Below are 23,161 nucleotides of genomic sequence, written 5' to 3' on the forward strand. Positions count from 1 at the left end.
GTGACAGTCAGGGTTGACCGTTCCGTGACCCGGCCGGAGGATGCCCGACGTGGACTTCGACGACACACCCGACGAGGCCGCCTACCGGGCGCGCGTGCGGGACCTGCTGGCCGAGCACGCCGCCGACCTGGTGCACCTCGATGCCGGCGAGGAGGCCGGGGACGCCGCCGAGCAGGAGCAGGCGCTGCGCCGCACGCAGCGGGTGCTCGCCGACGCCGGGCTGGTCGGGGTGGCCTGGGCCGCCGAGCACGGGGGACAGGCCGGCAGCCTGGCCCAGCAGGCGATCGTGGGCCAGGAGCTTGCCCGCGCCCGGGTGCCCGCGCTGATCAACCACATCGGGCTGGGCATGTGCGGGCCGACCGTGGTCGCGCACGGCACCCCCGCGCAGCACGAGCGGTACCTGGCCCGGCTGCTGCGGGCCGACGACGTCTGGTGCCAGCTGTTCAGCGAGCCGGCCAGCGGCTCGGACCTCGCCGCACTGCGCACCACCGCCGTCCGCGACGGCGAGGACTGGGTGGTCAACGGCCAGAAGGTCTGGACGACGCTCGCGCACGTCGCCGACTTCGGCATCCTGCTGACCCGCACCGACCCCGGGAAGCCCAAGCACGCCGGGCTGACCATGTTCGTGGTCGACATGCACGCCCCCGGGGTGACGGTCCGGCCGCTGCGCCAGATGGGCGGGCAGTCGGACTTCAACGAGGTGTTCTTCGACGACGTCCGGATCCTCGACAGCGAGCGGCTCGGCGAGCCCGGGGAGGGCTGGCGGGTCGCGCTGACCACGCTGCTCAACGAGCGGGTGGCGGTCGGCGGCGGCGGCAACGACCTGGGGCTGTCGGTGGAGTCGCTGGCCCGGCTGGCTGCCGCGAAGCTGCCCGGGCTCACCCCCGAGCGCCGGGTGCTGGCCCGGCAGGCGGTCGGTCGGGCCGCCGTCGCCGCGCTCGGCAACCGGTACACCGGCTACCGCCGGCTCACCGCGATCAGCCAGGGCGGGCTGCCCGGGCCCGAGGCCAGCGCCGGCAAGCTCGCCGGCACCGCGGCCTCCCGGCTGGTCTCCGACGCCGGGGTCCGGTTGCTGGGCGACGACGCCGTCTTCGCCGTCGGCACGGGGGACGACGGCACTGGGGAGGACGGAGCCGGCCGCTGGCAGCGCAACCAGGCCTGGCTGCCCGGCATCGCGATCGCCGGGGGCACCGACGAGGTGCTCCGCAACATCATCGGCGAGCGGGTGCTGGGGCTCCCGCCGGAGCCGCGCGAGGACAAGCACCGTCCCTTCGACGCCGGGAGCCGGGCGTGAACTTCGACCTCGACCAGGACCAGCTCGACGCCGCCGCTGGGGCGCGCCGGTTCTTCACCGACCAGGCCTCCCCGGCCGCCGCCCGCGCGGCGCTGGAGGAGGGACCGGTGCAGCCGGGCCGGCAGGCGCTGGCCGACATCGGGTTCCTCGGGATCACCGTGGCGGAGTCCACCGGTGGGGGCGGCGGTGCGCTGCTGGACCTCGCCGTCGTCGCCGAGCAGGCCGGTGCGGTGCTGGCCGGTCCCTCGCTGGTCACCGCGGCCCGTGCCGCGGTGCTGCTGGCGGAGGAGCCCGAGCTGGCCGCCGCGCTGGCCGACGGGTCACGGGCCTTCTGCGTGGTGGACGGCTCGTCCCCGGCGCTGGACGCGGTCGGGGCCGACACGTTCCTGGCGCTCGTCGACGGCGACCTCGTGGTGGGGGGCGGCACCGTGGTCACCGGGCAGCCGATGGACGCCACCCGGGGCCTCGGCGTCGTCACGCTCACCGACCCCCGGGTGCTCGTGCCCGACGCCGCGGCGCTGTGGGCCCGGGCCCGGGACGTCGCCCTGGTCGTACTGGCCGCCGAGGACCTGGGCACGGCCGGGAGGGCCGTCGAGGTGGGCGTGGCCTACGCGAAGGAGCGGCACGCCTTCGGCCGGGCGATCGGCAGCTACCAGGCGGTCAAACATTCCCTGGTCGACGCCTGGGTCGGGGTCGAGCAGCTGCGCTCGCTGGTCTGGTGGTCGGCCTGGGCCGCCGACCGCGCCCCCGACGAGCTGCCGTTGGCCGCAGCCGCCGCGAAGGCGTTCGCCGCGGAGACCCTGGAGCGCGCCGCGGAGACCTGCATCCAGGTGCACGGCGGCACCGGGTTCACCTGGGAGCACGACGCGCACCTGTACTGGCGGCGGGCCAAGGTCGACCGGCTGCTGCTGGGCGACGCTGCCGAGCACCACGACGTCGTCGCCGGGCTCGTCCTGGCCGGGGCGCTGTCGTGAGGCAGTGGGAGCAGGTCTCCTGGGCCGTGGACGGCGGGGTCGGCACGTTGACCCTGGACCGGCCGGACCGGCGCAACGCCTACACCCCGGTGATGGCCCGCGAGCTGGGCGAGGTGGCCGCGGTGGCCGATGCCGACGACGCGGTCCGGGTCGTGGTGGTGACCGGCACCGGACGGGACTTCTGCGTCGGGGCCGACCTGCAGGGGGCGGGCACCTTCGACCGCAGCGCCCAGGCCGCGCAGGCCGGCACCATCGACGGGGTCGCCCGCGACTGGGGTGGCATCGGTGCACTGCCGTTCGCCGCGCTGCGCAAGCCGGTGATCGCCGCGGTCAACGGTGCCGCGGTGGGCATCGGCGCCACGATGATCCTGCCGATGGACGTCCGGATCGCCGGGGAGTCGGCCCGCTTCGGCTACGTCTTCGCCCGCCGCGGGATCGTCCCGGAGGCCGCCTCGAGCTGGTTCCTGCCGCGGGTGGTGGGGATCAGCCAGGCCATGGAGTGGGTGGCGACCGGGCGGGTGTTCGACGCCGCCGAGGCGCTGCGCGGCCGCCTGGTGTCCCGCGTCGTCCCCGATGCCGAGCTGCTGGACACCGCCTACGCGGTGGCCCACGAGATCGCCGACAACACCTCCGGGGTCTCCGTGGCGGCGTCCCGGCAGCTGCTGTGGTCGATGTTGTCGGCGTCCAGCCCGTGGGACGCGCACCGGGCCGAGTCCCGGGCGCTGGTCGAGCTCGGCGCCGGGGCCGACGCCGCGGAGGGCGTGGCCTCCTTCCTGGAGAAGCGGCCCGCGGTGTTCACCGCCCCGCTGGACGGCATCGGCGAGGGCTGGCCCGCACCCCCGCCGGACCTGGCCTGACCAGAGACCGGGTGGTCCCCGGTTCAGCCTGGGGGGCCTGGGGCACCTGTGTTGCCGTGGACAACGAGATCACCCTGCGGGTGGACGGCGCGGTCACCCCGCTGACCGTCGACACCCGCACCTCCCTGCTGGACGCCCTGCGCGAGCGCCTGGGCAACACGAGTGCGAAGAAGGGCTGCGACCACGGCCAGTGCGGGGCCTGCACGGTCCTGCTCGACGGCCGCCGGGTCAACAGCTGCCTGGTCCTGGCGGTCACCGCCGAGGGCCAGGAGGTCACCACCTCGGACGGGCTGGCCGGCGACGGACCGCACCGGCTGCACGAGACGTTCGTCGACCACGACGCCTACCAGTGCGGCTACTGCACCCCCGGCCAGATCACCTCGGCGGCCGGCGTGCTCGCCGAGGCCGCGCAGGGCTGGCCCAGCGCGGTGAGCGAGGACCTCGTCGCCGAGCGGACCGACCTCACCGACGCCGAGATCCGCGAGCGCATGTCGGGCAACCTCTGCCGCTGCGCCGCGTACGCCAACATCGTCCCGGCGGTCGCCGAGGTCGCCACGGAACAGGGAGTGCGCGCGTGAGGGAGTTCCGGTACGAGAAGGCCGCCGACCCGGCCAGCGCGGTCGCGCTGCTGGCCGACGAACCGACCGGGGCCTACCTGGGCGGGGGCACCAACCTGGTCGACCTCATGCGGCTGGGCGTGGCCACCCCGGACCTGCTGGTCGACGTCCGGCAGCTGACCTCCACCGAGGTCACCGACCTGCCCGACGGCGGGCTGCGCATCGGTGCCGCGGTGCCCAACGCCGACCTCACCGGCGAGCGCCGGGTCCGGGAGCGCTACCCGCTGCTGGCCCAGGCGCTGCTGGCCGGGGCGAGCGGGCAGCTGCGCAACCGGGCCACCACCGGCGGCAACCTGCTCCAGCGCACGCGGTGCACCTACTTCACCGACGTGACGATGCCGTGCAACAAGCGGGAGGCGGGCTCCGGCTGCGCCGCCGTCGGCGGCTACCACCGCAACCTCGCCGTGCTCGGCGCCACGAACGAGGGCGGGGAGTCCCCGCACACCTGCGTGGCCACCCACCCCTCCGACATGGCCGTCGCGCTGCGCGCCCTGGACGCCACCGTGCAGGTGCTGGGCCGGGACGGCGAGCGGAGCATCCCGATCGCCGAGCTGCACCGCCTGCCCGGGGACGACCCGACCCGCGACACCACGCTCGCGCACGGGGAGCTGATCACCGCGATCGACGTCCCGGCTCTGCCGTGGGCGACCCGCTCGCGCTACCGCAAGGTCCGGGACCGGGCCTCCTACGCCTTCGCCCTGGTCAGCGTGGCCGCGGCCATGGACCTGCAGGGCACCGGCCCGGACGCCGTCGTCGGTGACGTCCGGATCGCCCTGGGCGGGGTCGCGCACAAGCCCTGGCGGGCCACCGTGGCCGAGGACGCCCTGCGTGGCGGGCCGGCCACCGAGGCCGCCTTCACCGCGGCCGCCGAGGCCGAGCTGGCCGCCGCCGACCCGCTCAGCGACAACGCGTTCAAGATCCCGATGGTCACGAACATGATCACCCGCACCCTGCTCCAGATCTCCGCGGAGGCCCGCGCATGACCGCCACCACCGAACGGGCCGTCGGCAGCGACGTCCGCCGCATCGACGGACCGGACAAGGTCCGCGGCCGCGCGCCCTACGCCTACGAGCACGAACTGGGCGCGCAGGCGGTCTTCGTGGCCCTCGTCCAGTCGACCGCGGCCAGGGGACGGATCACCTCGATCGACGTCAGCGCGGCCGAGGCGCTGCCGGGGGTGCTCGCCGTCCTGACGCACGAGAACGCGCCGCGGCTGGGTGACGTGGCCGACGAGATCGTCGTGCTGCAGTCCGACCGGGTGCAGTACGTCGGCGAACCGGTGGCCGCCGTGGTCGCGGAGTCCTCCGAGGTCGCCCGGGACGCCATCGGCCGGGTCGTCGTCACCTACGACGCGCAGCCCGCCGACGTCCGGCTGGCCACCGACCGAGACGACCTGTACCCGCCGGAGGAGCTGATGGCCGGCTTCGAGACCGACTCGGTCATCGGGGACGTCGACGCCGCGCTGGACGCGGCACCGGTGAGCATCGACGTCACCTACGAGACGCCGAACCAGCACAACAACCCCATCGAGATGCACGCGACCGTCGCCCGCTGGGACGGCGACGTGCTGCGCATGTGGGACGCCAACCAGGGCCCGCACAACCTCGTGCCGGTGATCACCGAGGCGTTCGGGATCACCGAGGACCAGCTGCACATCACCTCGCCCTACGTGGGCGGTGCGTTCGGGTCCAAGGCCTACACCCACGTGCACCAGCTGATCGCGGGGATGGCCGCGAAGGTCACCGGGCGCACGGTCAAGCTGGAGCTGACCCGGCCACAGATGTTCACCCTGGTCGGGCACCGCACGCCCACCATCCAGCGGTTGCGCCTGGGCGCGCAGCCCGACGGCACCCTGACGGCGATCAGCCACGAGGTCGTCGAGCACACCTCGCAGAACGCCGAGTTCGCCGAGCAGACCGCCACCGCGACGCGGTTGATGTACTCGGCGCCGGCCCGCCGGACGACGCACCGGCTGGCCAAGCTCGACGTCCCGGCGCCGACGATCATGCGGGCGCCGGGGGAGACCCCGGGCATGTACGCCCTGGAGTCGGCGATGGACGAGCTGGCCGCCGAGCTGGGCATCGACCCGATCGAGCTGCGGCTGCGCAACGAGCCCGACCGCGACCCCGAGCGCGGCGTGCCGTGGAGCACCCGCAATCTGGTCGCCTGTTTGCGCCAGGGGGCGCAGCGGTTCGGCTGGGCCGACCGCGACCCGCGCCCGGGCGTCCGGGAGGACGGCCGCTGGTTGGTCGGCACCGGCGCCGCCGCGGCGACCTACCCGACCCGTCGCCGTCCGTCTGCGGCCCGGATCGAGGCCGTGGAGGGCAAGCCGTACGTGGTGAGCATCGACGCCTCGGACATCGGCACCGGCGCGTGGACCGCGCTGACCCAGATCGCCGCCGACGCCCTCCGGGTGCCGATGGACCGGATCGACCTGCGGATCGGCGACAGCCGGCTGCCGAAGGCGTCGGGGGCCGGCGGCTCCACCGGGATCACGTCGTGGGGTCCCGCGATCATGGCCGCGGCCGAGCAGCTGGCCGACCGGGAGGTCCCGGCCGGTGGGCTCACCGTCACCGGTGAGGCCGGCCCCGGTGACGAGGCCGAGCAGTACTCCAGCCACGCCTTCGGGGCGCACTTCGCCGAGGTCCGGGTCGACCAGGACTCCGGGGAGGTGCGGGTGCCGCGGATGACCGGGGTGTTCGCGGCCGGGCGGATCATCAACGCCACGACCGGCCGCTCACAGTTCCTGGGCGGCATGACGATGGGCCTGTCGATGGCGCTGCACGAGGAGTCGGTGCTCGACCAGACCCGCGGGCACTACGCCAACCACGACCTGGCCGAGTACCACATCGCCAGCAACGCCGACGTCGGCGAGATGGACATCAGCTGGATCGACGAGTCCGACGACCTGCACAACCCGCTGGGCGCCAAGGGCATCGGCGAGATCGGCATCGTCGGGTCCGCGGCGGCGATCGGCAACGCGTACTGGCACGCCACCGGACGCCGGGTCCGCGACCTGCCCATCACCCCGGACAAGTACTTCCGCTGATCCTGCCGACCGGCTCCCCCGCGGGGGAGCCGGTCAGCGGGGCGGGTCGAGGTGGGCCAGCAGGGTCTGGCCGATGTCGGTCATCGCCGCGACCTGCGCCGGGCTGAGCTGGTCGAACAGGTGGGTGCGGACGCTCTCCACGTGCACCGGGGCAGCAGCCTCCAGGGCGCGGAACCCCTCCTCGGTGAGGACGGCGAGCTGGCCCCGGCCGTCGTCCGGGCACACCTGCCGGCGCACCCAACCGCGCTCCTCGAGCCGGGACACCGCGTGGGAGAGCCGGCTGCGGGAGGACAGGCAGCGCTCGGCGAGCTCGCTCATCCGCAGCGAGCGGCCCGGGGTCTCCGACAGCTGGACGAGGATCTCGTAGTAGGCGTGCGAGATGCCCGTCTCCCGGGTCAGCTCCCGGTCGAGGCGGTCGGCGAGCAGCTGGGTGCTGTACAACCAGGCGCGCCAGGCCTGCTGCTCGGACTCGTCCAGCCAGCGGGGGGCGGGCGCGGTGGCCGGTGACGGGGACGACACCTCTGCGGTCATGCCCCGAGGGTACTGGCGGAATGCTCAAGGGTTCAACTACGCTACGGTCCAGCGAAGCAGTCAAGCGCTCAACCACTTGGAGGAAGCATGAGCAGCACCACGCAGATCCCCGGCTACCTGGCCGGCACCTGGGACATCGACGCCACCCACTCCACGGTCGGCTTCTCCGTCCGCCACATGATGGTCAGCAAGGTCCGCGGCTACTTCACGAAGTTCGACGGCGTCATCGTCACCGCCGCCGACCCGGCCGCCTCCACCGTCGAGGCCTCGATCGACATGGACTCGATCGACACCCGCCAGGAGCAGCGCGACGCCCACATCAAGTCCGCCGACTTCTTCGACACCGGCAACCACACCGTGATGACCTTCCGGTCCACCGGCATCAAGGCCAAGGGCGACGACTGGACCGTCGAGGGCGAGCTCACCATCAAGGGCATCACCAAGCCCACCACGCTGTCGCTGGAGCTGAACGGCTTCGGGCCGGACGCCTACGGCGGCACGCGCGCCGGCTTCACCGGCAAGACCGACATCTCCCGCAAGGAGTTCGGCGTGGACATCGACATGCCCATGGACGGTGGCGGCGTCGTCGTCGGCGACAAGATCTCCGTCGAGCTCGAGATCGAGGCCGTGCTCCGCGCCGCCTGACTGAAGGACCTCGTCCCACCCCACGACACGCTCCGCGCGCCGCGGGCCCCTGGGACGAGGCCGAGAGGGCCCCGGGGTGACGACACCCCCGGGGCCCTCCGTCGTTCCCGGGAGATCCACAGCTGAGCTGCGGGAACCTCCGACGGTCCCCGGACGACTGTGGGGGAGTGCGGTCCGACCTGCGTCCCTGGCTGGCTCTCGCCGCCCGGCTGCTGCTGGGCGGCGTCTTCGTCGTCGCCGGCCTGCTGAAGCTGCCCGACCCCGCCGCGGCGGTGCGGGCCGTCCGGGCCTACCGGCTGCTGCCCGAGGTGCTGGTCGGCCCGGTCGCCTTCGGCCTGCCCGTCGTCGAGGTCGCCGTCGGTCTGGCGCTGCTCGCCGGGGTGTTCGTCCGGACGGCGGCGGTGGCCTCCGCGCTGCTGCTCGCGGTCTTCCTCGTCGGCGTCGGCTCCGCCTGGGCGCGCGGCCTGCAGATCGACTGCGGCTGCTTCGGCGGCGGGGGTCAGGTGCAGACCGGGCAGACCGCCTACCCGGCCGAGGTCGCCCGGGACACCGCCCTGCTGCTGGTCGCCCTCGCACTGGCCCGGTGGCCGCACTCCCGGTTCTCGCTCGCCCCCTCCCGTCAGGAGCCCATCCGTGTCCAGTGACCCCACCCGCGGCCGCGCCGCCGCCCAGCGCCGGATCGCCGAGAGGCGTGCCGCCGAGGCCGCCGTCCGCGCCGCGGAGCAGAAGCGCCGACGCACCCTGGTCGGCGGGGTCGTCGCGGCGGTGCTCGTCGTGGTGGCCGTGGTCGCCGTCGTCCTGGTGCAGACCGCCCGGACGTCGACCGCCGCCGACGCCGCGGTGCCCTCGGGGACGGCGCCGGGCAGCTCGCAGACCGCCTTCGCGGTCGGCAGCGCCGACGCCCCGGTCACGGTGGACCTCTACGAGGACTACCAGTGCCCCAACTGCCGGGACTTCGAGGCCGCCGCCGGGTCGACGCTGGAGGACCTCGTGGACGCCGGGACGGTCCGCGTGGAGTACCACGGCATGGCCTTCCTGGACTCCGACCGGAACGACGACTACTCCACCCGGGCGCTGAACGCCGCGGCCGTGGTGGCCTCGACCACCGGCCCCGAGGCGCTGGAGCGCTTCCACGACCTGCTCTACGCGAACCAGCCCGACGAGGCCACCGGCAGCGGGCTGACCGACGACCAGCTGGTCTCCTACGCCGAGCAGGCCGGGGCCACCGGCGACGCGGTCACCGCGGGGATCGAGGACCAGACCTACCGGGACTGGACGGTCACCGCCACCGACCAGGCGTCGAAGGACGGCGTCACCGGCACCCCGACGGTGTTCGTCGACGGGACGGCGCTCACCGACCTGTCCGCCGACGGGCTGACCGCCGCGGTCGCCGCCGCCCAGCAGTGAGCGGCGGGGACACTGGGCCCATGTCGACCAGCACGCTGAACCGCTCCCGGCTCGCCGCCCTGCCCTCCGCCCTGCCCGTCGCGATCGGCCTGGCCGCCGGGTTCGGCATCGCCCAGGGCACCGGCGTCCGGGCCCTGGGTGGCGCCGTCTTCCTCGCCGGCGGGCTCGCGGCCGGGTGGCTGTGGCGGCGCCGGCGCGGCTGGGCGGTCACCGCCGGGCTGGCGGCGGTCTACCTCGTGGCCTTCGTGCTCGCCCACGTGCTGGCCATCGGCGTCGGCTGGCCGGCCTGGCTGGCTGTGGGCGTCGTCACGATCGTGGCCGCGGGCATCGCCTTCGGGGTGGCTGACCGGTCACAGCCGGCCTGAGGTCGGGCCGGAGCGCCTACCATGGGAGGGTCGCCGGTCGGCGACGGGCGGTGCTCGGGGGATCCCACCAGTGCCGCGAACCCCGATCTCCTGAGGTGCCTCTCCGCATGCCCACCCGTAATGACCTGCGCAACGTGGCGATCGTCGCCCACGTCGACCACGGCAAGACCACCCTGGTCGACGCCCTGCTCCGGCAGGCCGGCGCCCTCGGTCGCTCCAAGGGCGAGGGCACGGACAACGACTCGACCCAGGACCGGGTCATGGACTCCATGGACCTCGAGCGCGAGCGTGGCATCACCATCCTGGCCAAGAACACCGCGATCCGGCTCGCCGACGCCGACGGCAACCCCGTCGTCGTCAACATCGTCGACACCCCCGGTCACGCCGACTTCGGCGGTGAGGTCGAGCGTGGTCTGTCCATGGTCGACGGCGTCGTGCTGCTCGTCGACGCCTCCGAGGGCCCGCTGCCGCAGACCCGCTTCGTGCTGCGCAAGGCGCTGGCCAAGGGGATGCCGGTCATCCTCGCCGTCAACAAGACCGACCGTGGCGACGCCCGGATCGAAGAGGTCGTCGACGAGTGCTACGAGCTCTTCATGGAGCTCCTCGAGGACGCGGGCCTCCCCGCCGAGACCCTCGAGTTCCCGATCGTCTACTGCAACGGCCGCACCGGCCAGGCCTCGCTGAACAAGCCGGAGAACGGCACCGTCCCGGACAGCCCGGACCTCGGTCCGCTGGTCCAGACGCTGCTGGACACCATCCCGGCGCCGGAGTACGACGCCGAGGAGCCGCTGCGCGCGCAGGTCACCAACCTCGACGCCTCCCCGTTCCTGGGCCGCCTCGCCCTGCTGCGCATCCACTCCGGTGAGATGAAGCGCGGCCAGCAGGTCGCGTGGTGCAAGGTCGACGGCACGATCACCAAGGTCAAGATCACCGAGCTGTTGTCCACCGAGGGCCTGACCCGCGTGCCGGCCGAGAGCGCCGGCCCCGGCGACCTGGTCGCCATCGCCGGCATCGAGGACATCGGCATCGGCGACACGCTCGCCGACCCTGACGACCCGCGCCCGCTGCCGGCGCTGACCGTCGACGAGCCCTCCATCTCGATCACCATCGGGATCAACACCTCGCCGCTGTCGGGCAAGTCGGGCAAGAAGGTCACCGCCCGTCTGATCAAGAACCGCCTCGACCAGGAGCTCGTCGGCAACGTCTCGGTGCGCATGCTGCCCACCGAGCGCCCCGACACCTGGGAGATGCAGGGCCGTGGCGAGCTCGCCCTCGCGATCCTGGTCGAGCAGCTGCGCCGCGAGGACTTCGAGCTCACCGTCGGCCGCCCGCAGGTGGTCACCAAGGAGATCGACGGCAAGCTGCACGAGCCGGTCGAGCGGGTCACCATCGACACCCCCGGTGAGTACGTCGGCACGCTGACCCAGGCCCTGGCGATCCGCCGCGGCCGCCTGGAGAACCTGGTGCACCACGACACCGGCTGGGCGCGGATGGAGTACGTCGCTCCCTCCCGTGGCCTGATCGGGTTCCGCACCGAGTTCCTCACCGAGACCCGCGGCACCGGCGTCTTCAACCACGTCCTCGAGGGCTACGAGCCGTGGCTGGGCGACATGCGCGCCCGTCCGACCGGCTCGCTGGTCGCCGACCGCACCGGCGTCGCGACCACGTACTCGATGTTCTCGCTCCAGGAGCGCGGCTCGATGATGGTCGAGCCCGGCACCGAGGTCTACGAGGGCATGCTCGTGGGTGAGAACTCGCGTCCCGACGACATGGACGTGAACATCACCAAGGAGAAGAAGCTCACCAACATGCGCAAGTCCACCTCCGAGGAGCTGGAGCGGCTCATCCCGCCGCGCATCCTCAACCTGGAGCAGGCGCTGGAGTTCTGCGCCGAGGACGAGTGCGTCGAGGTCACCCCGGCCACCGTGCGGGTGCGCAAGGTCGTGCTGGACCAGACCGAGCGCGGCAAGAGCAAGAACCGCAAGCCCAAGCCGGTCTGATCGACTGGCTGTCGTCGCCCCCGTCACCCTCGTGGTGGCGGGGGCGTCGTCGTTCCGCGGTGGTCGCGGATCGGTGACGGTGGGTGAGGACCGGCCGTGTGACGGAGGGGTCCGGTGGGGCGCGGCGTGTCCGTCGGGACGGCGTCCCCGGGCTGCCTAGCGTCGTCCCGTGGAGAACCCGAGGACCAACCGCGCGGCATGGGTCGGCGAGCAGGAGCTGCCCGGTTTCCGCGGTGGGATCGACGTGCGGGTGAGCCTGCGCACCGATGCCGGCGAGGGTCTGCACGGCGCCTGGTGGCCCCGCTCCACCGACCTGGCCCTGGAGCTGCCCGAGCTCGTCGCCGCCCTGGACCGCCGCGGGGTCGGCGTCACCCGGTTCACCTACCCGTTCTCGGCCTGGCACCGGGTGCCGCGCAAGCTGGCCGTGGGGGAGCGGGTGGTCCGGGTCGGCGGCTTCGCCACCGGTGACCCCCAGGTCGTCACGCTCACCTGCGGTGACCGGCAGCTGCAGCTCCAGCTGCTCGTCGTCCCGCCGGCCACCGAGGCGCTGCTCAGCGCGCGGGCGCTGCGGCTGGCCGCGCACCCCGGCCGCGCCCGCACCCCGGTCGCCGTCCTCGACGACGCCGCCCGGCACCCGGCGCTGCAGGTGGTCCGCAGCGCCGGGTGAGCGCCTCGTCTCAGTCGGTGCCCTCGACCTGGAAGCGGAAGGCGTCGCGCTTGCTGTGCAGGTCCCACAGGTGGCCGGCCATCACGTCGGGGCCCTTGACCGGGTCGCCGTCGACCATCGCGCCGGGGATGACCAGCTGGGAGACCTGGATGCCCTCGTCGGTGAGCACCTCGTTCAGCAGCTGCGCGTAGGCGGTCAGTCCGGCGAAGGCGACGCTGGTGCCGGCCACGCCCTTGTTCGGGACGACGGCCGAACCGCCGTTGACGAACAGGATCGATGGCTTCGAGCCCTCGGGCAGGTAGCGCATCCCGGGCAGCACCTGCCGGACGGCGGCCACCGGGCCGTAGATCGAGAACTCCACCGGGCCGACCAGGTCGGCGGCGGTGGTCTCCAGCACCGGGCGCAGGAAGGTCTTGTCCGGCAGCGGGCTGTACTGCAGCACCTCGATCGGGCCCATGGTCTCCCCGATCTGGGCCAGGGTGTGGGCGATCGAGTCGGGGTCGCGCACGTCGGCGACGAAGCCGCCGGTGGTGATGCCCTCGGCGGCCAGGTCGGCGGCGAGCTCGGAGACCCGGGTCTGGTTGCGGGCGACCAGGGCGATGTCGTAGCCCTGTGCCCCGAACACGCGGGCGGTGGCGGCGCCCAGTCCTCGACCGGCTCCGATGATGGCCATGACGCTCATTGCGGTGGTACCTCCTGCGGTGTCGCGCCGTCCGGGTGACGACGCCGTCCTCCGTCCCCTACCCGGTTGTGCGCAACCCACCCGTCCGTCGGGCTAGTCGCGGGGGTCCTGCGGGCGACCGGCGCCGACGGACCCACCGTCGGAGAGCTGCCGCACCAGGGCGTCGCGGCGCTCCTGCTCGAGCTCGGCGGCGGCCTCGACCGACTCGGACTCGGTGTCGGCCCGGTAGACCCGCCAGGAGTGCACGACCGCGGCGATCCAGCCGACGACGATGACCGCGTACACCGGCCAGCGGACGGCGTCGGCGACCTCGAAGGCGTTGAACAGCGAGCGGGTGTTGGTGAAGACGATGATCCCGCCGACCGCGGAGCCCAGCAGCCGCGGCGGGACGTGCCGGACCAGCCAGGCGGCGATCGGGGCGGCGATGACGCCGCCGATGAGCAGGCCGGCGACCCAGGTGGCGTTGATCCCTTGCGAGCCGAGGGCGAACAGGAAGCCCAGCGAGGCGGCGAGCGCGACGATGAACTCCGAGGTGTCGATCGAGCCGATCACCTTGCGGGGCTCCATCCGGCCGCTGGCCAGGATGGCGGGCGTGCCGACCGGGCCCCAGCCGCCGCCGCCGGTGGCGTCGACGAACCCGGCGACCAGGCCGAGCGGGCCGAGGAAGCGCTTGCGCATCGGCTTGCCGAGGTTCTGCTTGTTCAGGCCGCGGAAGGTGAAGCGGATCAGCACGTAGAGGCCGAGCACCAGCAGGATGCCGCTCATCAGCGGCGCGGCGACCGAGGTGTCCAGCGAGGACAGGAAGGTCGCTCCGGCGAAGGCGCCGACGCCGCCGGGGATGCCGATCTTGGCGACGACCCTCCAGTCGACGTTGCCGAACTTCCAGTGCGAGGCGCCGGAGACCAGCGTGGTGCCGATCTCAGCGAGGTGGACGGTGGCCGACGCGGCGGCCGGGCTGGCGCCGACGGCCAGCAGCAGCGTCGTGGACGTGACGCCGTAGGCCATGCCCAGGCTGCCGTCGACGAGCTGGGCGCCGAGGCCCACGAGGGCGAAGAGGATCAGGGTGCGCACAGGGGTGCTCCGGGGTGAGGGGTCTGGCGGGGGAGGGGCCCGGCTGCGCACCCGCGCCGGGACGGGGGTCGTCGAGGACCCCGGGTCGTTCAGCGAGCCAGACAGGCTGCGGTGGTGACGCGCACCAGGTCGACGTGGATGCGGGTCACCAGGAGGTCACCTGGGAGCACACCGGTCGCCGACACGGGGCAATGTCTACCAGCCCGATGCACTTAGGAGGTACACCGGCGTCCCGTCAGGTGGGATCGGGTTCCAGGACGTCGGCCCGGATGGTCACCAGCGAGATCACGCCGCCCAGTGCGATGAGCCCGGCGCACAGCCGCATGGCCAGCGCGTACCCGTCGGTGAAGGCGTCCGGGCGGGCGTAGTCGTCCCCGGAGAGGCCGACCGCCAGGGGCAGCGCGGCGACGGCGAGCAGCTGGGCGGCCCGGGCGACGGCGTTGTTCACCCCGCTGGCCACCCCGGCCAGGTGGTCCGGGGCCGCGCCCAGCACGGTCGCGGTCAACGGGGCCACGGTCAGCGCCATGCCCAGGCCGAACACCAGGGAGCCGGGCAGGATGCCGGTCGCCCACCGGGTGCCGGCGTCGACGAAGGACAGGTACAGCACCCCGGACGCCGCGACGAGCGGACCGACCGTCATCGGGATCCGGGGGCCCAGCCGGGTGGCCAGCGCTCCGGCGCGGGAGGACAGCAGCGAGATGACCAGGATCGAGGGCACGACCGCAGCACCGGACTGCAGCGCGTCGTAACCGAGCACGGTCTGCAGCTGCAGCACCAGGAAGAAGGAGAACCCGCCCATCGCGCCGTAGACGGCCAGCGTGGTCAGGTTCGCGCCGGTGAACTGCCGGTCGGCGAAGACGCCCAGGGGCAGCATCGGGTCCGCCGTCGTCCGCTCCCGGGCGACGAAGCCCACCGCGCCGGCCACCCCGAGCGCCAGCGCCACCCAGGTGCCCGGGCCGGAACCGGCGTCGATCAGCGCGTACGTGACACCGCCGAGGGCCAGTGCGGTGAGCGCGGCACCGGGGACGTCGAAGCGCCCGTGGTGGGCGGGGTCCCGGCTCTCCGGCACGTGCCGCAGGGCGACGACCACGACCGCGACCGCCAGCGGCACGTTGACCAGGAACACCCACCGCCAGCTGACGGCGTCGACCAGGAACCCGCCCAGGAACGGCCCGCCCAGTCCGGCGACCCCGCCCAGCCCTGACCACAGCCCGATGGCGCGGGCCCGGTCGACGTGCCGGAAGGAGGACTGGATGAGCGACAGGGAGCCGGGCACCAGGAGCGCGCCGCCGATGCCCTGCAGCACGCGGGCGGCGACCAGCAGCTCGGTGGTGGGTGCGAGACCGCAGAGCAGGGAGGTGGAGGCGAACCAGACGACGCCGACCAGGAACACCCGGCGGCGGCCGTACCGGTCGCCCAGGGCGCCGCCGAGCAGGATCAGCGAGGCCAGCGCGAGGGTGTAGCCGGTGACGGTCCACTGCAGGCCCGACAGCGAGGACCCCAGGTCGGCGCCGATGGTGGGCAGCGCGACGTTGACCGCGGTGGAGTCCAGGAACGCCATCGCCGAGGCGAGCACGGTGGCCAGCAGCACCCAGCGGGCCGACGTCGTCCCCAGTGCCAGGGGGGCCGGGGCGGTCGTGGTCGGCGGGTGGTCGACGGGGTTCCCGACGGGGTCGTGCGCGGACACCCGGGCCCCTCCCTGTTCAGCCGACGATCGCGTGCGTCACCCAGTACACCGCGGCGGCGACGAGACCGGCGGCCGGGAGCGTCAACACCCAGGCGACGACGATGTTCCCGGCCACGCCCCAGCGGACGGCGGACAGCCGGCGGGTGGCACCCACGCCCATGATCGAGGTGGTGGTGATGTGCGTGGTCGACACCGGGACGGCGAAGACCGTGGCCGTGGTGATCATGACGCTGGACGCCACGGTCTGGGCGGAGAAGCCCCCGGCCGGGGTGAGCTGGATGATCCGCCGGCCCAGCGTGCGCATGATCCGGAAGCCACCGGCGTAGGTGCCCGCGCTGATCGCGAGAGCGGCGGCCAGCACCACCCACAGCGGCACCTCGAAGGTGTCGATCTGCCCGGCGGTGACCAGGGCCAGGGTGATGATGCCCATCGTCTTCTGGGCGTCCTGCAGTCCGTGGCCCAGTGCCATGGTGGCCGAGCTGACGATCTGGGCGTACCGGAAGCCGCGGTTGGCCCGGGTGACGTTGGCGCCGCGGAAGGACCACAGCACCGCGAGCATCACCAGGTAGCCCAGGCCGAACCCGACCAGCGGGGACAGCACCATCGGGACGACGACCTTCTCCACGATGCCCAGCCACTGCACCGAGTGGACGGCGGACAGCGCAGCGCCGACCAGGCCGCCGATCAGGGCGTGCGAGGAGGAGCTGGGCAGGCCGAAGTACCAGGTGATCAGGTTCCAGGTGATCGCGCCGATGAGCGCGGCGAAGACGATCTGCAGGCCGTCGCTGCCGCTGGGGGTGTCGATGATGCCGGCGCCCACGGTCTGGGCGACCTCGGTGGAGATCAGCGCCCCGACCAGGTTCATCACCGCGGCCAGCGCCAGGGCGACCCGCGGGGTGAGCGCCTTGGTGGAGACGGCGACGGCGATGGAGTTGGCGGCGTCGTGGAAGCCGTTGGTGTAGTCGAAGGCCAGCGCCACCACCACGATGACGACGAGAGCCAGGAAGAGCCCGTCCACCGTCGGTCAGGACTCCTTGACCGAGATGGTCTCCACCACGTTGGCGACGTGCTCGAAGGCGTCGGCGGCCTCCTCGAGCTGGTCGGCCACCTCCTTGAGCTTGAGGATCTCCAGGGCGTCGAACTCCCCGGAGTACAGCCGGGACAGCAGCCGGCGGTACAGCTTGTCCGCCTCGTTCTCCAGGCTGTTGACCTCGATCCAGTAGTCGGCGAGGTCCTTCATCGCCCGCAGCCGGGGCATCGCGTCGGCGGTCACCTGGGCGCAGCGCTGCAGCAGGGCCACCTGCTGGCCCATCTCGGCCGGGAGGGTGCCCAGCCCGGTGAGCACGACCAGGTCCGCGGCGGCCTCGATCGCGTCCATCACGTCGTCGAGGTCGCTGGCCAGGGCGTAGATGTCCTCCCGGTCGAACGGGGTGACGAAGCTGGAGTTGAGCTGCCGGAACACCGCGTGGGTCAGGTTGTCCCCGGCGTGCTCCAGGTCGCGCAGCACGCCGCCGAGCTCCTCGCGGCGGGAGACGTCGTGCACGAAGTCCCCGAGCACGGTCGTCGCCTCGACGAGGTTCTGCGCCGAGGCGGTGAACATGTCGTAGAAGCGGGTGTCCTTGGGCGTGAGGCTGAAGGCCACGAGCAGAGACTCCGGGGGGAGGACGGGGACGGCCGGACGGCCGCGGCAGAGCTTAGGTCCCCTTGCGTTCACCAACCGTCCACCGGGCCGTCATCTCAGCCGTGGGTGCGTCGTCCCCCGTGCTCGTCGTCGGCCGCGGTGTCGGCGCCCAGCGCCTCGACCAGGTCGGCCCGGGCGCGGGCGACCCGGGAACGGATCGTGCCGACCGGGACGTCGGCCACCGCGGCGGCCTCCGCGTAGGGCAGGCCCATCAGCTGGGTGAGCACGAAGGCCTCGCGCCGGTCGGGGTGCAGCCGGGCGAGCAGGTCGCCGACGACGGCGTCCTCGCCCACCCGGTCGGCGGTGGTGCCGGTGTCGGCGCGCTCGAGGAGCTCGTCGTCCCCGACGAGGGTGAGCCGCCGGCGGCCGGTGCGGCGGATGGCGTCGGCGCACGTGCGGCGGGCGATGGAGAACAGCCAGGTGCGCACGGTCGACCGGCCGGCGAAGCGGTGCAGCGAGCCGAAGGCCCGCAGGTAGGTCTCCTGGGTCAGGTCGTCGGCGGACTGCCGGTCGCCCAGGTGCGCGCACAGCCGCCACACGTCGGCCTGGGTGGCCCGGACGAAGGCCGCAGCGGCGAGCGGGTCCCCGTCGGCGGCGGCCGCGGCGACCCGCGCCAGCTCGTCGACCGGGGGCTCCACGTCCCCCAGTCTGACCTGTGACCGGGCCCATGCGGACCCCGGGAACTGGGGGTGCCCCGGGAGCGACTCTCCTCCCATGCACTGCGAGCGCTGGCGCGAGGCGGCTTCTGCCCGGATGGACGGCGAGGGGTCCCCGGTCCCCGCGGCGGCCCTGGACGCCCACCTGGCCGGGTGTGCGGCCTGTTCGGCCTGGGTGGAGACCGCGGGGCTGGTGACCCGGCGCGCCCGGCTGGCGCCCGCCCCGGCCGTCCCCGACCTCACCGCGGCCGTGTTGTCCGCGCTGCCCGACCGGCTCCCCGGTGCGGCTGCCGCGGCCCGCTCCCGGCTGGTGACGACGGCCCTGCGGCTGGCGCTGCTGGCCGTCGGGGTCGCCCAGGTCGGGCTGGCCACGCCGTCGCTGGTCAGCGGGGCCGGCGCGATGAGCGCCCCGGTGCACGTCGCGCACGAGACCGGGGCCTGGAACCTCGGGCTGGCCGTGGCCTTCCTGGCCTGCGCTGCCGCCCCGCGGCTGGCCGCCGGCGCGCTGCCGTTCCTGGCCACCTTCACCGCGGTGCTCACCGTCGTCACGGTCACCGACCTCGGCGCCGGGCACGTGCACGCCGACCGGGCGGTGGGCCACCTCCTGCTCCTGGCCGGGCTGGTGGTCACCGCGGCCCTGGCCTGGCGAGGACGGCGCCGCGGGACGGCATCGGCCGGGGTGCGGGTGCTCGCGTGAGGCGCCTGGTCCTCCTCCTGCTCGCCGCGCTGCCCCTGGCCCTGCTGGTCGACGTCGGCACCGCGGCCCCGGCCAGCGCGCACGCCACCCTGGTCACCACCACCCCGGCCGAGAGCGCCCGGCTGGAGACCGCCCCGACCGAGGTGACCCTGGAGTTCGACGAGGGGGTCTCGCTCGGGGCCGGCTACGCCCGGGTGCTCGACAGCGTCGGCGAACGCGTCGACACCGGTGCCGCGACCGCCAGCGACGGCACGATCACCGTCCCGCTGCGGGCCGACCTGCCCGACGCCAGCTACGTGGTGACCTACCGGGTCGTCTCGGCGGACTCGCACCCGATCAGCGGGGCCTACGCCTTCGTGGTCGGGGACGGGGAGCTCGTGCCCACCACCGGTGCCGAGGCCGGCAGCGACGTCGACCCGGTCGTCGGGGCGCTGCTCCCGGTGGCCCGCTGGCTCGGCTTCGCCGGGTTGGCCCTCGGCGTCGGCGTCCCGGTCTTCCTGCTCGCCTGCTGGTCGGCCGGCTGGCGCTCCCGCCGGGTGCGCACGCTGACCCTCTCCGGGCTCGGTGCCGTCGCCGCCGGGGCAGTGCTGTCCTTCCTGCTGCAGGGCCCCTACGCCGCGGCCACCGGGCTGGCCGACCTGGTCGACCCGCAGCTGCTCGCCACCACCGCGGGCTCGGCGTTCGGCCTCACCCTGCTGGCCCGGGTCGTGCTGGCCGCCGGGCTCGCCGCCCTGACCGTCGTGGCCTTCCGGGCCGCTGCCCCGTCGCGGGGGCTGGTCGTCGCCGGGGGGGTGCTGGCCCTGGGTCTCGTGGTCACCACCGCGGCCGTCGGACACCCCGTCGCCGGCCCGCTGCCGGGTCTGGCCGTCGTCGTCACCGCCGTGCACGTGGCCGCGATGACCGTGTGGCTGGGCGGGCTGACCGCCCTGCTGGCCGGCGCGCTGCGGCGCGGGGTGCCGGCCGGTGAGCTGGCGACCGCGCTGCCCCGCTACAGCCGGCTCGCCGCCGGATCGGTGGCCGCGCTGGTGGTCACCGGGGTGGTCCAGTCGGCGCGCGAGGTCGGCTCACCGGCGGCGCTGGTGTCCACCACCTACGGCTGGGTGCTGGTCGCCAAGCTCGCGCTGGTGCTCGGGCTGCTCGCCGTCGCCGGGGTCAGCCGGGTGTGGGTGCAGCAGCAGCTGGGCGCCCCCCGCACCACCCGGCGCCGGGTGGTGGCGCACGCGTTCAGCGCCGAGGACGAGGACAGCGCTGCCCGGGAGCGGGCCGGTGCCGCGGTCGCCGACGTCGCCCCGTTCCGCCGCTCGGTGCTGATCGAGGTCGCGGTCGCGGCCGTGGTCCTCGCCCTCTCGGCGGTCCTGGTGGGCACCCCGCCGGCCAAGGCCGCCGTCGCCGACCCGGTCGACGTCACGCTCCCGCTGCAGGGTGCGACCGGCGCCGACGGCAGCGTGCAGCTGTCGGTCGACCCCGCGCAGCCCGGCCCGAACACCCTGCACGTCTACCTCTTCGACGCCGACGGCCAGCTGGCCCAGCCGCAGTCGCTGCGGGTGACCCTCACCGAGGCCGAGCAGCAGATCGGCCCGCTCGACGTCGAGCTCCAGCCGGCCGGGCCGGGCCACTCCGTCGGCGACGCGCAGCTGCCCACCGCGGGCAGTTGGACGGTCACCGTCACCGTCCGGCTCGACGAGTTCACCGCCCTCACGGCGTCCACCACGTTCCCCGTGCGCTGACCTGCGCACACCCCTCTGACAGGAGAAGCATGTCCACCACCCCCCGTCGTCTCGCCGTCCTCACCCTGGCCACCGGCATCGCCGTGGCCGCCGGCGGTGGCGTCGCCTCCGCGCACGTCCGGGTGTCCTCCGACGAGGCCGCCCCGGGCGGCTTCGGCGTGATGACCTTCCGGGTGCCCAACGAGAGCGACACCGCCAGCACCGTCTCGCTGCGCATCCAGCTGCCCACCGACACCCCGCTGACCTTCGTGCAGGCCGAGCCGGTGGCCGGCTGGACGATCACCCCGACCACCACCCAGCTCGACCCGCCGGTGGAGTCCGACGGCGAGGAGATCACCAGTGCGGTGACCGTCGTGCAGTTCACCGCCGACGCCGGTGGTGGCATCGCCCCCGGCCAGTTCCAGGAGTTCTCCCTGCTGGGCGGGCCGTTCCCCGACGCCGAGACCGTCTCCTTCGGCACCGTGCAGACCTACAGCGACGGCACCGAGTCCGCCTGGATCGAGCCGACCGTCGAGGGCCAGCCCGAGCCGCAGTACCCGGCCCCGGTCCTGGACCTGGGCGGCTCGACGGCCGCCAGCGGTGACGCGCACGGCTCGGACGGCGGCACCGACACCGCCGCCTCGGGCACCGATGCCACCGCGGCCGAGGACGGCAGCGGCAACGGGATCGCCGTCACCGCGCTGGTGCTCGGTGGGCTCGGGCTGGTCGCCGGTGTGGCCGGACTCGCCCTGGGCCTGGCCGCACGCCGTCGTACCGTGGCCTCGTGAGCTCCCTCCCACGTCGCACGTCCCTGGCCACGATCGCGCTGACCGCCGGGCTGGTGCTGGCCGGCTGCGGTGGGTCCGCGGAGGCCGACCAGGCCGCGGCGGGCGGGCACGGCGACCACACCTCGGGCGAGGCGCCCGCGACGGTGTCCGGGCCGGACAACCCGTACGACGGGCTGTTCCTGCGGGATGCGTACCAGAAGCCGTCGTTCACCCTGACCGACCAGGCCGGGGCGCCGTACGACTTCGCGGCGCAGACCGCCGACGGGCCGACGCTGCTGTTCTTCGGGTACACCAACTGCCCGGACATCTGCCCGACCACGATGGCCGACGTCGCGATCGCGCTGCAGACCTCGGACCCGGAGGTCGCCGCGGCGACCACGGTGGTCTTCGTGACCACCGACCCGGCCCGGGACACCCCCGAGGTGCTGGGGGACTACCTGTCCCTGTTCTCCACCGCACCGGCCCCGGCGATCGTCGGGCTCACCGGCACGCAGGCCGAGATCGACGCCGCCCAGCTGGCGGCGGGGGTGCCGCTGGCCGAGGAGATGGGCCAGCAGCACTCCTCGCTGCTGCTGCTCTACGGCACGGACGGCGAGGCCGACGTGGCCTTCGACGCCGGGAACACCTCGCGGGACATCGCGCACGACCTGGCGGTCGTCGCCGGCGAGTGAGGGCAGACTGGCCGGCGTGACCGCGGGGCTGCGCCGGGTGGGGGCACGGGCGCTGCTCGTGCTCCTGGCCGTGGTCGCGGCCGGTGCGCTGGCCGGTCCGGCCGCGGCGCACGTCGGCGAGGGCGTGGCCGGCAGCGACTTCGACGGCGCGGTGACCTCGGTGCGTCCGGACCTGCCCGGGGTCGACGTCCGGGTGCTGCAGTTCGGCGACGAGCTCGAGGTCGTCAACACCACCGACACCGAGCTCACCGTGCCCGGCTACTCCGGGGAGCCCTACCTGCGGATCGGCCCCGACGGGGTCTGGCGCAACGCGCACAGCCCGGCGACCACGATCAACCTGGACCGGTTCGGCCGGACGCCGCTGCCGTCCGACGCCGACCCGCTGGGGACGCCGGACTGGGTGCAGGTCTCGACGCAGCCGCAGTACGCCTGGCACGACCACCGGACGCACTGGATGAGCGAGGGTCAGCTGCCCCCGGTGGTCACCGCCGACCCGAGCGTGTCGCACACCGTCATCTCCTGGACGGTGCCGATGGCGCTGGGGGGCACGCCGGTGGACGTCGCAGGGGTGCTGACCTGGTCGCCCCCGCCGCCGGGCTGGCTGGTGTGGCCGCTCTACGCGCTGGTGCTCGCCGGCGTCGTCGCCGCCGGCTCGCTGGCCCGCACCGCCGGTCCGCTCGCTGCCGCGCTGGGGCTGGGGGCGTCGGCCTCGCTGGGACACGCCGTGGCCACCCCGGCCCCCTCGGTGACCGTCGGGTCGCACCCGGGCGCCGTGCTGTCCGCGCTGGTGCCGGCGCTGCTGGTGCTGCTCGTGGTGGTGGCCGCGGTCCGGGCGGCGGCGCGGGGGCGGGGGTCGCTGACCGGCGTGCTGGCCGTCGTCGTCGGCTGGCTGCTGCTGGTGCAGGGCCTGCCCGACGTCGACGTGCTGTGGACGGCGAACCTGCTCGCGGCCGGCCCCCCGGTGCTGGCCCGGGCCTCGGTCGCCGTGCTGCTGGCCGGGGGGCTGGGCCTGGTGGTCGGCGGGGCGCTGGCCGCGCGCCGGTTCCGCGACCGGCCCGTCGTCGTCCCCGTCTGAGCCCCGGAGAGGACGGTCACGGGTTCGACCACCTCGACCGG

Annotated in this window: 24 protein-coding genes; 17 read left to right on the plus strand and 7 right to left on the minus strand. The window is 74.2% G+C overall.

Annotated elements, in window-relative coordinates; genetic code table 11:
• Positions 1-49 precede the first annotated feature (49 nt).
• The 6 genes from F1C76_15755 to F1C76_15780 are packed head-to-tail and all read left to right on the plus strand — an operon-like array spanning position 50 to position 6,791.
• On the plus strand, positions 50-1,294 hold the full coding sequence (locus tag F1C76_15755; protein ID QNG37843.1) for an acyl-CoA dehydrogenase: 1,245 nt from the start codon (positions 50-52) through the stop codon (positions 1,292-1,294).
• Entirely contained in the window at positions 1,291-2,268 is a 978-nt protein-coding gene (locus F1C76_15760) for an acyl-CoA dehydrogenase (GenBank protein QNG37844.1), read from the plus strand. Before F1C76_15755 ends, F1C76_15760 begins: the two co-directional genes overlap by 4 nt.
• A complete protein-coding gene (locus tag F1C76_15765; GenBank protein QNG37845.1) occupies positions 2,265-3,125 on the plus strand; it encodes an enoyl-CoA hydratase in 861 nt (286 codons plus the stop codon). Before F1C76_15760 ends, F1C76_15765 begins: the two co-directional genes overlap by 4 nt.
• 56 nt (positions 3,126-3,181) lie before the next feature.
• The gene (locus F1C76_15770; protein QNG37846.1) at positions 3,182-3,703 is read left to right on the plus strand and encodes a 2Fe-2S iron-sulfur cluster binding domain-containing protein; all 522 of its coding nucleotides are present in this window, start codon (positions 3,182-3,184) and stop codon (positions 3,701-3,703) included.
• A complete protein-coding gene (locus tag F1C76_15775; protein QNG37847.1) occupies positions 3,700-4,725 on the plus strand; it encodes a xanthine dehydrogenase family protein subunit M in 1,026 nt (341 codons plus the stop codon). Before F1C76_15770 ends, F1C76_15775 begins: the two co-directional genes overlap by 4 nt.
• Positions 4,722-6,791: a xanthine dehydrogenase family protein molybdopterin-binding subunit gene (locus F1C76_15780; protein ID QNG37848.1), complete on the plus strand. Its 2,070-nt coding sequence runs from the start codon at positions 4,722-4,724 to the stop codon at positions 6,789-6,791. The genes F1C76_15775 and F1C76_15780 overlap by 4 nt, the downstream gene beginning before the upstream one ends.
• A gap of 33 nt (positions 6,792-6,824) precedes the next feature.
• Here F1C76_15780 and F1C76_15785 read toward each other — a convergent pair whose 3' ends face one another.
• Positions 6,825-7,322: a MarR family transcriptional regulator gene (locus F1C76_15785; protein QNG37849.1), complete on the minus strand. Its 498-nt coding sequence runs from the start codon at positions 7,320-7,322 to the stop codon at positions 6,825-6,827.
• Between the two features lie 87 nt (positions 7,323-7,409).
• Between F1C76_15785 and F1C76_15790 the strand changes: the two genes are divergently transcribed.
• From F1C76_15790 to F1C76_15815, 6 genes are all read left to right on the plus strand, one after another.
• Positions 7,410-7,967: a YceI family protein gene (locus tag F1C76_15790; GenBank protein QNG37850.1), complete on the plus strand. Its 558-nt coding sequence runs from the start codon at positions 7,410-7,412 to the stop codon at positions 7,965-7,967.
• A gap of 167 nt (positions 7,968-8,134) precedes the next feature.
• Entirely contained in the window at positions 8,135-8,611 is a 477-nt protein-coding gene (locus F1C76_15795; protein QNG37851.1) for a DoxX family membrane protein, read from the plus strand.
• Positions 8,601-9,374: a thioredoxin domain-containing protein gene (locus F1C76_15800; protein ID QNG37852.1), complete on the plus strand. Its 774-nt coding sequence runs from the start codon at positions 8,601-8,603 to the stop codon at positions 9,372-9,374. Before F1C76_15795 ends, F1C76_15800 begins: the two co-directional genes overlap by 11 nt.
• A 20-nt stretch (positions 9,375-9,394) precedes the next feature.
• Positions 9,395-9,739, plus strand: a complete 345-nt coding sequence (locus tag F1C76_15805; protein QNG37853.1) for a hypothetical protein — start codon at positions 9,395-9,397, stop codon at positions 9,737-9,739.
• A 107-nt stretch (positions 9,740-9,846) separates the two neighbouring features.
• A complete protein-coding gene (gene typA / locus F1C76_15810; GenBank protein QNG37854.1) occupies positions 9,847-11,739 on the plus strand; it encodes a translational GTPase TypA in 1,893 nt (630 codons plus the stop codon).
• Between the two features lie 169 nt (positions 11,740-11,908).
• Positions 11,909-12,406, plus strand: a complete 498-nt coding sequence (locus F1C76_15815) for a hypothetical protein (GenBank protein ID QNG37855.1) — start codon at positions 11,909-11,911, stop codon at positions 12,404-12,406.
• A gap of 10 nt (positions 12,407-12,416) precedes the next feature.
• Here F1C76_15815 and F1C76_15820 read toward each other — a convergent pair whose 3' ends face one another.
• From F1C76_15820 to F1C76_15845, 6 genes are all read right to left on the minus strand, one after another.
• On the minus strand, positions 12,417-13,088 hold the full coding sequence (locus F1C76_15820; GenBank protein QNG37856.1) for an SDR family NAD(P)-dependent oxidoreductase: 672 nt from the start codon (positions 13,086-13,088) through the stop codon (positions 12,417-12,419).
• Between the two features lie 93 nt (positions 13,089-13,181).
• A complete protein-coding gene (locus F1C76_15825; protein ID QNG37857.1) occupies positions 13,182-14,159 on the minus strand; it encodes a sulfite exporter TauE/SafE family protein in 978 nt (325 codons plus the stop codon).
• Between the two features lie 235 nt (positions 14,160-14,394).
• Positions 14,395-15,720 carry an MFS transporter gene (locus tag F1C76_15830; protein ID QNG39296.1) on the minus strand — a complete coding sequence of 442 codons (1,326 nt, stop codon included), beginning with the start codon at positions 15,718-15,720 and terminating at the stop codon, positions 14,395-14,397.
• Positions 15,721-15,862: 142 nt separating this feature from the next.
• The gene (locus F1C76_15835) at positions 15,863-16,864 is read right to left on the minus strand and encodes an inorganic phosphate transporter (GenBank protein ID QNG37858.1); all 1,002 of its coding nucleotides are present in this window, start codon (positions 16,862-16,864) and stop codon (positions 15,863-15,865) included.
• A gap of 6 nt (positions 16,865-16,870) precedes the next feature.
• The gene (locus F1C76_15840; protein ID QNG37859.1) at positions 16,871-17,488 is read right to left on the minus strand and encodes a DUF47 domain-containing protein; all 618 of its coding nucleotides are present in this window, start codon (positions 17,486-17,488) and stop codon (positions 16,871-16,873) included.
• 95 nt (positions 17,489-17,583) lie between these two features.
• Positions 17,584-18,243, minus strand: coding sequence for a sigma-70 family RNA polymerase sigma factor (locus tag F1C76_15845; GenBank protein QNG37860.1), 660 nt, complete (start codon positions 18,241-18,243; stop codon positions 17,584-17,586).
• Between F1C76_15845 and F1C76_15850 the strand changes: the two genes are divergently transcribed.
• Genes F1C76_15850 through F1C76_15870 form a run of 5 tightly spaced genes read left to right on the plus strand, consistent with a single transcriptional unit; the run spans position 18,242 to position 23,120 of the window.
• Complete coding sequence (locus F1C76_15850; GenBank protein QNG37861.1) at positions 18,242-18,880, plus strand: hypothetical protein; 639 nt, start codon at positions 18,242-18,244, stop codon at positions 18,878-18,880. The two genes, F1C76_15845 and F1C76_15850, sit on opposite strands and share 2 nt — an antisense overlap.
• Complete coding sequence (locus tag F1C76_15855) at positions 18,877-20,607, plus strand: copper resistance protein CopC (protein QNG37862.1); 1,731 nt, start codon at positions 18,877-18,879, stop codon at positions 20,605-20,607. Before F1C76_15850 ends, F1C76_15855 begins: the two co-directional genes overlap by 4 nt.
• A gap of 29 nt (positions 20,608-20,636) precedes the next feature.
• The gene (locus F1C76_15860; protein ID QNG37863.1) at positions 20,637-21,374 is read left to right on the plus strand and encodes a YcnI family protein; all 738 of its coding nucleotides are present in this window, start codon (positions 20,637-20,639) and stop codon (positions 21,372-21,374) included.
• A complete protein-coding gene (locus F1C76_15865) occupies positions 21,371-22,045 on the plus strand; it encodes an SCO family protein (GenBank protein QNG37864.1) in 675 nt (224 codons plus the stop codon). The genes F1C76_15860 and F1C76_15865 overlap by 4 nt, the downstream gene beginning before the upstream one ends.
• Before the next feature lie 16 nt (positions 22,046-22,061).
• Entirely contained in the window at positions 22,062-23,120 is a 1,059-nt protein-coding gene (locus F1C76_15870) for a hypothetical protein (protein ID QNG37865.1), read from the plus strand.
• Positions 23,121-23,161 lie beyond the last annotated feature (41 nt).

Source organism: Geodermatophilaceae bacterium NBWT11, assembly GCA_014218215.1.
Classification (GTDB): Bacteria; Actinomycetota; Actinomycetes; order Mycobacteriales; family Geodermatophilaceae; genus Klenkia.

What these genes read in the sequence shown, in the direction of transcription:
- F1C76_15785 (QNG37849.1), bottom strand. Translation starts at nt 7,322, where the DNA reads ATGACCGCAGAGGTGTCGTCCCCGTCACCGGCCACCGCGCCCGCCCCC.
- F1C76_15780 (QNG37848.1), top strand. Translation starts at nt 4,722, where the DNA reads ATGACCGCCACCACCGAACGGGCCGTCGGCAGCGACGTCCGCCGCATC.
- F1C76_15830 (QNG39296.1), bottom strand. Translation starts at nt 15,720, where the DNA reads ATGGCGTTCCTGGACTCCACCGCGGTCAACGTCGCGCTGCCCACCATC.
- F1C76_15845 (QNG37860.1), bottom strand. Translation starts at nt 18,243, where the DNA reads ATGGGAGGAGAGTCGCTCCCGGGGCACCCCCAGTTCCCGGGGTCCGCA.
- F1C76_15820 (QNG37856.1), bottom strand. Translation starts at nt 13,088, where the DNA reads ATGAGCGTCATGGCCATCATCGGAGCCGGTCGAGGACTGGGCGCCGCC.
- F1C76_15850 (QNG37861.1), top strand. Translation starts at nt 18,242, where the DNA reads ATGCACTGCGAGCGCTGGCGCGAGGCGGCTTCTGCCCGGATGGACGGC.
- F1C76_15860 (QNG37863.1), top strand. Translation starts at nt 20,637, where the DNA reads ATGTCCACCACCCCCCGTCGTCTCGCCGTCCTCACCCTGGCCACCGGC.
- F1C76_15790 (QNG37850.1), top strand. Translation starts at nt 7,410, where the DNA reads ATGAGCAGCACCACGCAGATCCCCGGCTACCTGGCCGGCACCTGGGAC.
- F1C76_15805 (QNG37853.1), top strand. Translation starts at nt 9,395, where the DNA reads ATGTCGACCAGCACGCTGAACCGCTCCCGGCTCGCCGCCCTGCCCTCC.
- typA (QNG37854.1), top strand. Translation starts at nt 9,847, where the DNA reads ATGCCCACCCGTAATGACCTGCGCAACGTGGCGATCGTCGCCCACGTC.